This is a genomic window from Biomaibacter sp. TOL, from assembly GCF_059717795.1.
The window spans coordinates 3,148,843-3,163,356 of record NZ_AP046092.1 but is presented as its reverse complement, the minus strand read 5'-3'; the positions used below and the strand labels follow the sequence as shown (position 1 = coordinate 3,163,356).

Below are 14,514 nucleotides of genomic sequence, written 5' to 3'. Positions count from 1 at the left end.
TAATCAAACTTCTTTATGCTCGGTCCTTGCAATTATTTCCTCCTGCAAGCCTTTGGGTAAATTCACAAAGTAGTCGCTGTACCCGGCAACTCTGACCATGAGATCCTGGAAATCTTTCGGACGCTTCTGCGCCTCCCGGAGTAGTTCCACGCTTACCACATTGAACTGGACATGATGTCCTCCCATATTGAAGAAGGTTTTTATTAGCTGGGCGAGCTTCCTCAGATTATCTTCGCCTTCGAGCAGATCCGGTGTCAGTTTCTGGTTCAGGAGCGCTCCGCCGGTTCTGGCCCAGTCGCACTTTGAAACGGACCTGAAAACCGCTGCTATTCCTTTTTTGTCGCTGCCCTGCACAGGCGAAATGCCTTCTGATACAGGGAAACCGGCTTTTCTTCCATCCGGTGTCGCTCCAGTAACTTTGCCGAAATAGACATGGGCTGTAGTAGGCAGGAAGTAAACCCTCTTCGATGCTTTTCTGATCGGAGATGGCGGGTAGCTTTCAATCATCTTAACTAAACTATCGACTATCCTCTTTGCAATTTCATCAGTATAGTCATCATCTTCTCCATATCTGGGTGTCTTATTTAAAATGATTTGCCTCATCATTTCATATCTTTCTTCGAAGTTCTGTCTGAGAGCCTCCAGAAGTTCTTCCATCGAAATAGTCTTCCTATCAAAAATGTGGTACTTTATGGTGGTCAAACTATAGGTCACAGTGCCCAATCCTACCATCTGGATATACTGGGTGTTGTACCTTGTTCCACCTGCGTTATAATCTCTGGCTTTCTTTACGCAATCATCTGTCCAGAGCGAAAGGAAAGGTACCGGCATGTATTTCGCAAAAAGCGTCTCTATGATGTCATTGCCTTTCATTTTTATATCTATGAAATGCTTTATCTGCCGGATAAAAGCCTCCCAGAGTTCATCAAAGGTTTTGAAGTTTTTCGGATCTCCCGTCTCTATGCCCAACTTCTTCCCGCTTTGCGGGTCGATACCGTTGTTCAGTGTAATTTCAAGGATTTTGGGAAGGTTGAAATATCCCGTAAGAATATAGGCTTCCTTTCCGAAGGCGCCCGTTTCAACACATCCGCTGACCCCTGCGGTGCGGGCATCTTCCAGCTTTTTGCCCTGCCTCAGCATTTTGACAATGGCTCCATCGAAATTGAAGAACGGCGGCTCTCCGAATCCCGGACCTACAACTTTTAACGCCTTCAGGAGGAAGCGTTCGGGGTTTTTATCGCTCACCAGCACGGCGGTATTGGGCTGCAATGTCCTGATCTCGTCAAGGACCTCCAGGAGCAAATATGAGACTTCATTTACGCCATCCGAACCGTCTTGCTTCAGCCCGCCTATATTGATTTTTGTAAAGTCATTGTATGTGAAACTTTCTTCCGCCGTGACCCCGACCTTCGGCACTGCCGGCTGATTGTTGATCTTTATCCAGAATGCTTCCAGGAGCTCTTTAGCCCTTTCTCTGGTAAGGTTTCCCTCGGCCACATCCTTTTCGTAAAACGGGTACAGGTGCTGGTCCATGCGGCCCGGGTTGTAAGAATCCCACGGATTTGTCTCATAGACTACGCCCACATGGACAAACCAGTAATGCTGGAGGGCTTCCCAGAAGCTTTCCGGAGCGTGAGCCGGAACACGGCGGCATATTTTTGCCATTTCCTCTAATTCTTTTTTTCTTTCTATGTCGTTTTCATCTTCAGCCATTTTTTCTAATTTTTGCGCATATCGTTCGGCATAAATCAGCATCGCATCCGCCGCAATATCCATAGCTTTAAGTTCTTCCATTTTATCGAAATATTCCGGGTCGCTGGGCTTCAATTCCTGCATTTTCTGCTTTATTTCATCTTTTATTTCCAAAAGTCCTTTTTTGAATATTCTTTCGCCGCCGGCCGTATGGCCCGGTGCCCTCTGTTCCATGAATTCCGTCCAGATCCCCGCTTCATAAGCTTCTATCCACTCGGCGGGAAGATTGTCGAAGATGATATCCCTCAATGTGGCGCCTTTCCATGCGGGGATAACTTCCTTTTCGTACAATTCCCTGGTTTTTTCGTCCACCTTATAAGGCATGTTCTCTCTGGAGTTCAATATTTCCAGGTCCTGCATGCTGTGAGTGCACATTTCCGGATATGTCGGAACTTCCTGTGGTCCGGTCCCTCTCAATCCTACAATCAGCTGTCCATCCTCCACCGGCAGGCTCACACGCTCCATCAGGTATTTGAAGGCCATGGCGCGCTGAACGGGAAAGGATTTGCCTGCAGCAATTCCACTTTTGTAGAATTCGGTAATTATTCTTGCCCTCTCATCGGATATTCTGACTTCGGCCCGGACGCTTTCTTCTCTGAGCTTTGCAATCCTTTCATTCATCGGTCTTATGGCAGCCCTTTTCCTTTGCATTTCTTTTTCAATGGCCACACACCCTAAGGAATCACTCATGGTTTCCGCCTCCCTGATATTATTATTATAAAAGTATAAACATCTTTCTCATTCCATAATTTAATGCATATTTTATGCCAGTATATTCATATTCAATTTCTTATAACAACTGCGGCAGAAAACTTATTTTCGCCGATTTTATCCCACTTTGAAATTTGGATATTTTACGGCGATTTACAAACGTATCAAATAAAAGCACATCATTATGACCATTTTAGAGACTATGTCTCATTCTAGATACATTATATCTGTTTTATCTACCTTGGTAAAGCCTTAGCTTTTCCAAAGATAGAGCCAGTTGGCGGCTTTTTTGTAGCATGTGCCTTTGTATTTGTCTATATATACAAAGGTTTCCACAAGATATGGAGTTTTCAATGTTCAGCTTTTTTATTCTATATTGTAGTATTAATATTGACATAAAAAATACCACCTTTCAACATATTTCTATTATACTAAAGTAAAAGGTGGTAAATGTATATTATGAAGTTTTGAGATCAAAACTACCGTTAATGGTGGCTACTGCGAAGCGTTTTAGTGCAATAGCCGTGGGTGACCCTTCTATCTCTGGATGTTTGGTGTTACTTAATTGATTCAATATTGAAGAGGGTCACCCTATTTTTCTTGGAGCCATTTTTTATTCTTTAACCCTAATACCACTCAACCGCAGCTAAATTCATGCCTTTGGCGGGACAAAATATTTTCCCATACACCTTCAACCCGTTTTTAATTTTTACTCTTGCGTCAGAGCAAACCTCTCAATAGATGGAAACTATCAACTACTATGGTCCAAATTAGATATCGTTGATGCTGCTGATGTGGTAAACAAGTTGACGAGTAGTAAGACAAGCGTTGTTACTACAATTGCCGGGATAATTCCGCCTCCCAACAATTTATTGAGTGACGGGACCCCCTCGAATAGTACTGCTACTACCGCTCCTGCGGCAAGACCCGCACGACTTGCAGTTGCAGACAAGCCCGACTTAAACTCCTTAGAATTCTTATCCTTATAAATATAGGCAATAATGAAGTAAGGAATTAATACACCGCCACATATCGCATATCCAAACATCCCCAGATCAAGAATGGATGGGAAAGTAAGAGCAGCACCTATTGAAAAGAGACCAGCTATTGTAGTTACTATTCTAGAGTATTTTACCTGCTTCTTTGCTTCTATTCTCCCATAGGGATCAATAATATCACACATTATGTTAGCTCCTCCATTATTGAGGTGTGTATCTGCAGTAGACATACAGGCAGCCATAACACAAACCATTGCCAAAGCCTGTACAAACATCGGTGTATGGTTGAATATAAACCAGTAGGTAGCCTTATCTCCGATTTGGGGATTTACTGCTCGCGCATATAATCCCATAAACACTGTGAACGGTACACATATGGCGGTTATAACCATAGCCATTTTGAATGCTTTTACAGTTTCGACATCCTTAGCAGCAAAAGCCCTATTCCACATCGGTGGATTAGAAAGTGCCCCAAAAAATCCAACTAGAAACCCGGATAAATGTGGTAAAATACCTTCCGGCGTCCACTGCCACAGTTTTGGGTCCTGAGCTACAAGTTGTTTGCTAATCCCTGAAACGTTCAGACCGGTTACCTTCACAATATAAGTGATTATAAAGACAGCAAGCGCAAGTTGCATAATTCCCTGGAAAAAGTCTGTCTGCACAACTGCTTTAAACCCGCCGCTAATAGTATAATAGATAACAACCGCGCCAACTATTATCATAATTATTTTAGGATTAATATTAAACACCATGCTATAGATATACGATAATGCCATTATTTGGCCGCCTACCCAGCACACATTTGGCAAAAGGGTAGCAGCACCTGCAATTCTTCTTACAAATATATCTCCACCAGCGAGATAGTCTGAAAGATAGTGAGCCATAGTTATATAATTAAATTTGGCAAGATGAGGTGCAAGAAGGAACGCGACCGTGTTATAACCTAATAATACCTCTCCAAGATACACCCAATAAGCGGAAATTCCATGCAACGCAGCCCTACCAGCGTAACCGACAAAATTACCGGCACCACTAAAGGAGGCCCAACACGTAAAAAACAGGAACCAAAAAGTTACTGTTTTACCTGCTAAGAAATAATCATAAGCATCTTTTATGTCAGTGCGAGTTTTATATCCTACCCATACGCACACTCCAAGATAAATTGTAGTCATAATAATTACCAATGTTTGAAGTGATGTCATCTTCTATTTAATCCTCCCTTTTATTAACTTTTACCTTTTCTAATTGTTTTAACCTAAAAGAACCAAAAGTATAATTTTCACCTCCCTTATTTGGGTTTTTCACCCTTTTGCCTTGGTGAACACCAGATCATTTACCTCCATCCTCACCCCCCTTCACCTTATTGGCCATACAATCTATACCACCCCCCTTTCTATATGTTCTATATGATTTACAAGCAAATAAGGTCTCGGATTAACGCTCCCATTAGCTTGGAATCAGAAATCCCATCTTCAATGGATCGTCGGGGTCAACTACAAACTGGTGGATACCTGTTATATATGCACTTCCAGTAATTTCCGGTATAATCGCCTTATAACCAGCTACTTCGCATTCTTCAACAACTTTTGCCCTAAACAGACTCCCTATAATGCTTTCATGTACAAATTCCTGCTTAAGAGAAATCTTTCCCTTCGCATATAGAACAGCAAGTTTTGCAGAGGTACCAGTTCCACAAGGTGAACGATCCAAAGCATCATGTGTAATTAATACCGTATTTTTTGCGTGCGCTTCCTTGTGAGTAGGAGGTCCAGAAAATTCAACATGTGTTAAACCTTGTATATAAGGCCTTTCTGGATGTTGAATAGTGTACTGACTATTTACTGCATCCTTAATCAATCTACCCACTCGTATGATCTCCCTTGCATTTTCAGGCGTAATAGTCACTCCAATTTTTTCAGCATCTACTATTGCATAAAAATTACCCCCATATGCAATGTCTAAGGTAAAATTGCCCAACTCTGGCACTTGTAATTCAACATCCGCCATATACAGGAACGAAGGAATATTCCTAAACGTAACTGACCTCACAATCCCGTTTTCAACAGTTGCTTTTGCAGTAACAAGACCCGCTGGTGTTTCTAAGGTGATTGTAGTTATAGGTTCTGATGCTGAAATCACTCCCATCTCAATAAGTGCGGTACAAAAGCCTATAGTGTCATGCCCACACATTGGTAGGTATCCACCTGTCTCAATGTAAATAACGCCTATATCCGCACTGGGATCGCTCGGCTCCGTTATTATGGCCCCTGACATGACACTATGACCCCTCGGTTCATACATGAGCATGGTACGGAGCCAATCCATATGTTCGCGCATGTACACCATCTTCTCGCTAACCGTCTTCCCCGGTATGCGAGGCAAACCGCCTATTATGGTGCGCGTTGGTTCTCCTCCTGTGTGAGTATCCACAGCAGTAATCATTCTTTCAAACCTTAACATCACAAAACCCCCTATATAATTTTAAGTTTAGAAGTTATCAGAAAACCCAAGCTAAGAATAAGCTAAAAGGTTCTTGTTGAGATCGCTGCAAAAACTGCAAGTTCTTCATATCGCCTATAGCTATGGCTGATTCCGTTAATCTGACTATAACATCAAGTATTTGCGTTAGTGCAATCCAGCAAGAGCTTAAATCTTTAAGTCATGGTTATATATATATTACACTTCTTTATGTTCAGTTCTTGCAATTATTTCGTCCTGCAAACCTTTTGGCAGATTAACAAAATAATCGCTGTAACCCGCTACTCTTACCATTAGGTCCTGGAAGTCTTTCGGTCGCTTCTGGGCCTCCCGGAGCAGTTCCACGCTTACCACATTGAACTGGACATGATGTCCTCCCATATTGAAGAAGGTTTTTATTAGCTGGGCGAGCTTCCTCAGATTATCTTCGCCTTCGAGCAGATCCGGTGTCAGTTTCTGGTTCAGGAGCGCTCCGCCGGTTCTGTCCCAGTCGCACTTTGAAACGGACCTGAAAACCGCTGCTATTCCTTTTTTGTCGCTGCCCTGAACCGGGGAAACACCTTCAGAGACCGGAAAACCGGCTTTTCTTCCATCAGGTGTCGCGCCCGTAACTTTCCCAAAATATACATGGGCGGTGGTGGGCAGGAAGTAAGCCCTCTTTGATGCTCTTCTAACCGGGGACGGCGGATAGCTTTCAATCATCTCCACTATATTGTCGACTATTTTCTTTGCGATTTCATCGGTGTAATCATCGTCTTCCCCGTATCTTGGGGTTTTATTTAGTATGATTTGCCTCATTACTTCATATTTTTCTTCAAAGTTTTGTTTGAGAGCCTCAAGAAGTTCGGGCATAGAAATGGTCTTTTTGTCAAAAACATGGTATTTGATTGAGGTTAAACTGTACGTAAGGGTGCCGAGGCCGACTATTTGAACATATTGAGTGTTGTATCTTGCGCCCCCGGAATTGTAATCTTTGGCTTTTTCAACGCAGTCATCAGTCCATATTGAAAGGAAAGGAACGGGCATGTATTTTGCAAAAAGCGCTTCTATTATGTCGTTGCCTTTCATTTTTATATCCAGAAAATGTTTAACCTGTTTTATAAAAGCCTCCCAGAGTTCATCAAAGGTTTTGAAGTTTTTCGGATCTCCCGTTTCTATGCCCAATTTTTTCCCGCTTTGCGGGTCAATGCCATTGTTTAATGTAATTTCCAGGATTTTGGGAAGGTTGAAATATCCCGTAAGAATATAGGCTTCCTTTCCGAAGGCGCCCGTTTCAACACATCCGCTGACCCCTGCGGTGCGGGCATCTTCCAGCTTTTTGCCCTGCCTCAGCATTTTGACAATGGCTCCATCGAAATTGAAGAACGGCGGCTCTCCGAATCCCGGACCTACAACTTTTAACGCCTTCAGGAGGAAGCGTTCGGGGTTTTTATCGCTCACCAGCACGGCGGTATTGGGCTGCAATGTCCTGATCTCGTCAAGGACCTCCAGGAGCAAATATGAGACTTCATTTACGCCATCCGAACCGTCTTGCTTCAGCCCGCCTATATTGATTTTTGTAAAGTCATTGTATGTGAAACTTTCTTCCGCCGTGACCCCGACCTTCGGCACTGCCGGCTGATTGTTGATCTTTATCCAGAATGCTTCCAGGAGCTCTTTAGCCCTTTCTCTGGTAAGGTTTCCCTCGGCCACATCCTTTTCGTAAAACGGGTACAGGTGCTGGTCCATGCGGCCCGGGTTGTAAGAATCCCACGGATTTGTCTCATAGACTACGCCCACATGGACAAACCAGTAATGCTGGAGGGCTTCCCAGAAGCTTTCCGGAGCGTGAGCCGGAACACGGCGGCATATTTTTGCCATTTCCTCTAATTCTTTTTTTCTTTCTATGTCGTTTTCATCTTCAGCCATTTTTTCTAATTTTTGCGCATATCGTTCGGCATAAATCAGCATCGCATCCGCCGCAATATCCATAGCTTTAAGTTCTTCCATTTTATCGAAATATTCCGGGTCGCTGGGCTTCAATTCCTGCATTTTCTGCTTTATTTCATCTTTTATTTCCAAAAGTCCTTTTTTGAATATTCTTTCGCCGCCGGCCGTATGGCCCGGTGCCCTCTGTTCCATGAATTCCGTCCAGATCCCCGCTTCATAAGCTTCTATCCACTCGGCGGGAAGATTGTCGAAGATGATATCCCTCAATGTGGCGCCTTTCCATGCGGGGATAACTTCCTTTTCGTACAATTCCCTGGTTTTTTCGTCCACCTTATAAGGCATGTTCTCTCTGGAGTTCAATATTTCCAGGTCCTGCATGCTGTGAGTGCACATTTCCGGATATGTCGGAACTTCCTGTGGTCCGGTCCCTCTCAATCCTACAATCAGCTGTCCATCCTCCACCGGCAGGCTCACACGCTCCATCAGGTATTTGAAGGCCATGGCGCGCTGAACGGGAAAGGATTTGCCTGCAGCAATTCCACTTTTGTAGAATTCGGTAATTATTCTTGCCCTCTCATCAGATATTCTGACTTCGGCCCGGATGCTTTCTTCTCTGAGCTTTGCAATCCTTTCATTCATCGGTCTTACGGCAGCCCTTTTCCTTTGCATTTCTTTTTCAATGGCCACACACCCTAAGGAATCACTCATGGTTTCCGCCTCCCTGATATTATAGTATTATAAATGCATAAACATATTTCTTTTTTGATGTTTATGCATTTTTCATGCCAATATGCCTATTAATTTAAATCGACGCCATTATTCTAAACTAAAAGCACTTTTATATATTTGAAAGTAATTTTCAACGTACCATTTTAAATATATAAGGATGACCATTTATGAGACTATATCTCATATCAGATACACTTACATTATGAGATTTTTAGACAAAATGCTCATCAAATCTTTAATTTTAATATAGATGGCACGCTATAAAATGCTCACCGCCTGCATCTTTAAATTCAGGCTTTACTTCTTCACATATCGGCTTTTTAAAACTGCATCTTTTTTTAAACAGACAGCCTTGTGGAGGATTTATGGGACTTGGAACGTCTCCTTCAAGGAGCAGTCTCTGGCGGTTCCTTTCCAATTTAGGGTCTGCAATCGGTATTGCTGAAATGAGAGCTTTTGTATATGGATGCAGAGGATTGTCATATAACTCAAGGCTTTCGGCAAGTTCAACAATATTGCCCAGGTACATAACAGCAACTCTATCCGATATGTGTTTCACCATGCGCAAATCGTGCGCTATAAACAGGTAAGTAAGCTTTAATTCCTGCTGCAGCGTTATCAAAAGGTTTATAATCTGCGCCTGAATCGATACGTCTAACGCCGAGATGGGTTCATCGCAAACGATAAACTTGGGCTCTATGGCAAGAGCCCTGGCGATTCCTATTCTCTGCCTCTGGCCGCCTGAAAATTCATGAGGATACCTGTCTGCATGTTCTTTGTTTAGCCCAACAATATTAAGCAATTCGTATATTCTTTGCACTCTTTCTTTTCCTCTATATAAATTGTGTATATCAATGCCCTCTCCAATTATATCCCTTACAGTCATCCTGGGATCCAGAGAAGCATAAGGATCCTGAAATATCATTTGAGCTTTTTTACAAAAATCCCGAGCTGCACGCCCTTTTAGCCGATGCACATTTTCTCCTTCAAACAGCACTTCGCCATCTGTGGGCTCATATAATCTAACCAGCACCCTTCCTGTAGTGGATTTGCCGCATCCGCTTTCGCCTACAAGACCTAAAGTTTCACCCTCTCTTATGAAAAAGTTGACATTATCTACAGCTTTCAACGTTTGACCATATCCAACATCAAAATACTTTTTCAGATTTTTAACTTCTAGCAGATAATTACCCTCAAATCCCATCGCTCTTGCCCCCTGACTGTAAAGACTGCCGAATCTTTTGAGCCCTTTCATGAAGAAGCCAGCACGCGCATTGATGCCCTCCACCTAAATCTATCATTTCAGGATATATGGATTTGCAGACTTTCATAGCATAAACACATCGTGCTGCAAAACCGCATCCGGCAGGAGGCGAAAACAAATCTGGCGGCGTACCTTCTATTGATATCAGCTTTCCTTTCTTGTGCGAATGCAATCCGGGAACAGAATTTAAAAGTCCCCACGTATATGGGTGTTGAGGATTATAGAAAATATCATCAACATTTCCTGATTCAACTATTTTGCCGGCATAAAACACCAGCACTCTGTCTGCCATATTTGCCACGACACCAAGGTCATGGGTAATCAACATTATTGAAGTGTTGAACTTTTTTTGAAAGGATTTCATTAAATCCAAAATCTGTGCCTGTATGGTTACATCCAATGCAGTAGTAGGTTCATCTGCAATTAAAAGCTTTGGATTGCACGCCATGGCTATTGCTATCATGACACGCTGCCTCATCCCTCCTGAAAACTCATGGGGATACTGGCGCATCCTCTTATCGGGATTAGGTATGCCGACAAAATTAAGCATCTCTCTTACTTTTTCTATGGCTTGTCTCTTGTTTAATTTTGTATGTCTTTCTATAGCTTCCTGTATCTGTCTTCCAATAGTCATTGTTGGATTTAAATATGTCATGGGATCCTGAAATATCATGCCTATTTCAGAACCTCTTATTTCCATCATGTCTTTTTTACTCAATTTTAGCAAATCGGTATTTTTAAATATTATCTCACCATCTGTTATCTCACCGGGCGGCGAAGGAATAAGTTTCATTATGGCTTTTGAAGTTACGCTCTTGCCGCAGCCCGATTCGCCGACAATAGCTACGCATTCTCCCTCATCCAAATAAAACGATACTCCCCTTACAGCATTTACCTGGCCACCATAAGTCTTAAAATTTACTTTAAGGTTTCTCACATCCAATAATCTGCCCATTTTTTACCCCCTGCTTCAAGTCTGCATCATTATCATCTTGTTGTCCCGCGCATTTTGGGATCCAATGCGTCTCTCAAACCATCACCAAGCAAATTCAGGGAAAGCATCGTAGTGCTGATGAAAAACGAAGGCAGGAACATTTCCCACGGGTATACTCTGAAAGTTTGTGAACCCGCCTGTGCAAGCTGCCCCCAGCTTGTGTCCGGAGGCTGGATTCCTATACCGATATAACTCAAAAAAGCTTCTCCAAATATCGCTCCGGGAATCGCCATTGTTATATTTGTAATTAGAAGCCCCATCATATTGGGTATGAGGTGCTTCATAATGATTCTCATGCTACTTGCGCCCAGCACTTTTGATGCCAGTACAAATTCCTGATTCTTTAATTGAAGTACCTGCCCTCTTACAAAACGTGCACTTCCTATCCAGCCTATAATTACCATGGCTATTATTAGACTGGTCATACCGGAACCGCCTCTGACCATCATGACAAGTATTGCCACAATCAATGAGGGTATTCCATAAAGTACATCAATAATTCTCATGATAATCATATCCAATGTCCCGCCAAAATAGCCTGATATGCCACCTATAATGATACCTATGAACTGATTGAGTAGAGTAACGGCAAATCCAATAGTAAGTGAAACCCTGGCACCCAGCCACAGTCTTACCCAAAGGTCACGACCCAGAGAATCCGTGCCAAACCAGTGCTTAAGGCTTGGAAGCTGATCCGTGGCAGTTGAATCGGTTGTCCTATAATCCATAGAATTTAGATATGGACCAATTATTGCCATAATAATATACAATACGATAATAGAAAGGCCCAGCATTGCTACTTTATTTTTTTTCAATCTCATCCATGCATCCTGCCAGTATGTTAGGCTTGGCCTGGTTATAGTATTGTAATTTTCAATATCGTTACCGACAACTGTAAACATATCATCGTTAATAATAATTGGATCCTGCATCGTCTGATTCACCTTACTTTCCGGATATTCTTATTCTTGGGTCGACTAATCCATAGATTATATCGACGATAAAATTGGCTGCTACAAGAAATACTCCGTAGAAAACCGTCATGCCAAGTATCATACTATAATCAAGGTCATTAATACCCGATACATAAAACCTTCCCATGCCCGGTATAGCATATATTTGCTCTATCACAAAAGTCCCAGTCAAAATCCCTGCAGTAATGGGACCCAAAATTGTTACTATAGGAAGTATGGCATTTCGAATTTGATGTCTTGTGATAATCTGCCACTGTGACAGACCTTTCGCCTGTGCAGTCATAATATAATCCTGATTTATCACTTCCAGCATACTGGCCCTCATTGTCCTCGTTATAACTGCAAGAGTATATAGCGACAGTGCAAAAACCGGAAGTATGGTATATCTAAATCCTTCCCATCTTGCTATCGGAAACAGCTTGAGCTTCAAACCAAAAATATATTGAAGTAGTGAACCATTTATAAAATCAGGTACAGATACTCCGACTATAGCTATAAATACACAAAAATAATCAAAAAACCTCCCATTATTTAGGGCTGCCATTACTCCAAGAAAAAGGCCAAGTATTGTTGCAAGTATTATCGATCTTATACCCAAATCCGCAGAAACAGGAAAGGTTTGAGCAAGTATGGTATTTACACTTCTGTTGCTGTATTTTAATGAAAGACCTAAATCTCCACGCAAGAGATTGCCGATGTAGTGAAAGTATTGCACGTAGAGAGGCTTGTCAAATCCATAATATGCCATCATATTTGCTTTTATTTCAGGAGTCATCTTTTCACTAACAAACGGATCCCCCGGCATTAGCCTAATGAGTATAAAGACTGTAGTGACGAGCACCAGCACCGTAAACAAAGATACTATAAATCTTTTCAATATATATCTTCCCAAATGCCTGCCTCCCTTCGAGGTTTAAACGATGCTAATGTAGCAAATAACTCAATTCACTTTTATAAATATATGAAGGGCACTCTTTTATCCGGGGCTAAATGAAACCTTAGATAAAGAGCGCCCCAATAAACCTTTATTCAAAATATGCAAACACGAAATCTATATCAGAACCGACAAAGTATCTTGACATACCTTTCAAATTATCCTTTTCAAGATACCCAAGCCTTCTGCACTGCAGAGGTACAAATGGAGCCTCATCAACGAGTATCTTTTCAGCATCCCAGAAATACTGCTGTCTCTTGACCGGATCAACTTCGGTTCTCGCAGCTTCTATCAGCTTGTCATACTCTGCATTACTCCAGCCGGTGGAGTTCTGGCTGTTATTGCTTTCAAACAGCTCAAGATATGTCATCGGGTCGTCATAGTCAGGCATCCATCCATTGTATACGGCATCATACTGTTTGGCTGTATCATCAGCCAATTTCTGTTTATAGGTAACCAGCTTTATAGTAACTGTAATGCCAAGATTTCTTGTCAACTGGTCCTGCAGCACTTCTGCAAGTGCTTTATCGGCAGCCGAATCGGAAAACTTCAATTCCAAAGTTATATCTTTAGGATCCTTGATATTAAGAGCAGCCATTGCTTTGGCAAGATATTCCTTTGCTTTTGCGCTATCACCGGTAGTAGGATAAATGTCAATGGGGCTTTCTTCAGTATATTTTCCTCCTTTTGCACCTACAACCATCGGAAGCACTAGCCTTGTATACGGGAGATAAAGACCCTTAGTGGCAGTATTAACGTATTCTTCCCTATTGATTGCATAGTTTAAGGCTTTTCTGAAGTCTTTGTTTGCCAGCCATGGTTTTCCCGGAGCATTAAGATTCAGCCTCAGCCAATCAATTGCTCCATTCATGATGAGCTTGGTTTTGGGATTATCTTTATATTTATCCCACAATGTATTCGGTATAGAAACGAAGTCAAGCTCTCCATTCTCATACATGCTAAGGGCTGTATTTGGGTCAGTAATCTGCAGTATATTTACTTTGTCCAGCTTTATAGCATCTTTGTTCCAGTAATCCGGATTTTTTTCCAGAGTTACACCTGATTCATGCTTCCATTCCTTCAAAATAAATGGTCCATTATAAACATTGTTTTCGGCTTCAAGTGCAAAGTTGTTGCCATATTTCTCAACGATATCTTCCCTGGTTGGCATGAAGCACGGAAGGCTAAGATAGCCCAAGAAATAAGCCGCAGGATTGGCCAGCTTTATTTCCAGAGTCTTTTCATCAAGAGCCTTTACTCCCAGCTTGCTCACATCAGTTACTTTTCCAGTGTTGTATTCATAACCGTTTAAAATGCCATATCCTGCAAATGCGTAAGCTGAACCTGTTTTTGGATCGAGCAGTCTTCTAATGCCGTATTCAAAATCGTAGGCTGTCACTGGTTGTCCGTCAGACCATTTTGCATCCCTAAGATGGAAAGTATAGGTCTTTCCATCGCTTGAGATGTCCCACTTTTCCGCCATGCCCGGCTGAACCTTGCCATCATGCAGTCTCACAAGACCCTCAAAAATTGCATTTGTTACCTCAAATGATTGCATTGAGTTTTGAAGCTGTGGATCAAGGCTAGGTATTTCAGCCGTCTGCGCAAAAGTCAATACTTGAGATTTTCCAGCAGATTCCGCATTGCCTTTTTCCTCTGAATTTTTGCTCCCGCAACCCACGAATGTGGTGCTAGCTATCAGTATAACCAGCAATAATGCTATAATTGATACAAATTTCTTTTTCATT

9 protein-coding genes are annotated in these 14,514 nt (G+C 42.2%); all 9 read right to left on the bottom strand.

The window, feature by feature from the left end; translation table 11 throughout:
- Positions 1–3: 3 nt before the first annotated feature.
- The 9 genes from hypD (AC6I1H_RS15560) to AC6I1H_RS15520 all read right to left on the bottom strand — a co-directional run bounded on the left by hypD (AC6I1H_RS15560) (position 4) and on the right by AC6I1H_RS15520 (position 14,513).
- On the bottom strand, positions 4–2,442 hold the full coding sequence (hypD, locus tag AC6I1H_RS15560; RefSeq protein ID WP_497738433.1) for a trans-4-hydroxy-L-proline dehydratase: 2,439 nt from the start codon (positions 2,440–2,442) through the stop codon (positions 4–6).
- 772 nt (positions 2,443–3,214) lie between these two features.
- Positions 3,215–4,666: a sodium:solute symporter family protein gene (locus tag AC6I1H_RS15555; RefSeq protein ID WP_497738432.1), complete on the bottom strand. Its 1,452-nt coding sequence runs from the start codon at positions 4,664–4,666 to the stop codon at positions 3,215–3,217.
- Between the two features lie 244 nt (positions 4,667–4,910).
- On the bottom strand, positions 4,911–5,924 hold the full coding sequence (locus AC6I1H_RS15550) for a 4-hydroxyproline epimerase (RefSeq protein WP_497738431.1): 1,014 nt from the start codon (positions 5,922–5,924) through the stop codon (positions 4,911–4,913).
- 216 nt (positions 5,925–6,140) lie between these two features.
- Entirely contained in the window at positions 6,141–8,579 is a 2,439-nt protein-coding gene (gene hypD / locus AC6I1H_RS15545; RefSeq protein ID WP_497738430.1) for a trans-4-hydroxy-L-proline dehydratase, read from the bottom strand.
- A gap of 262 nt (positions 8,580–8,841) precedes the next feature.
- Entirely contained in the window at positions 8,842–9,804 is a 963-nt protein-coding gene (locus tag AC6I1H_RS15540) for an ABC transporter ATP-binding protein (protein WP_497738429.1), read from the bottom strand.
- On the bottom strand, positions 9,794–10,819 hold the full coding sequence (locus AC6I1H_RS15535; RefSeq protein ID WP_497738428.1) for an ABC transporter ATP-binding protein: 1,026 nt from the start codon (positions 10,817–10,819) through the stop codon (positions 9,794–9,796). Before AC6I1H_RS15535 ends, AC6I1H_RS15540 begins: the two co-directional genes overlap by 11 nt.
- A 32-nt stretch (positions 10,820–10,851) precedes the next feature.
- Positions 10,852–11,790 carry an ABC transporter permease gene (locus AC6I1H_RS15530; RefSeq protein ID WP_497738427.1) on the bottom strand — a complete coding sequence of 313 codons (939 nt, stop codon included), beginning with the start codon at positions 11,788–11,790 and terminating at the stop codon, positions 10,852–10,854.
- Between the two features lie 13 nt (positions 11,791–11,803).
- The gene (locus AC6I1H_RS15525) at positions 11,804–12,724 is read right to left on the bottom strand and encodes an ABC transporter permease (protein ID WP_497738426.1); all 921 of its coding nucleotides are present in this window, start codon (positions 12,722–12,724) and stop codon (positions 11,804–11,806) included.
- Between the two features lie 133 nt (positions 12,725–12,857).
- Entirely contained in the window at positions 12,858–14,513 is a 1,656-nt protein-coding gene (locus AC6I1H_RS15520) for a peptide ABC transporter substrate-binding protein (RefSeq protein ID WP_497738425.1), read from the bottom strand.
- Position 14,514: the final 1 nt, after the last annotated feature.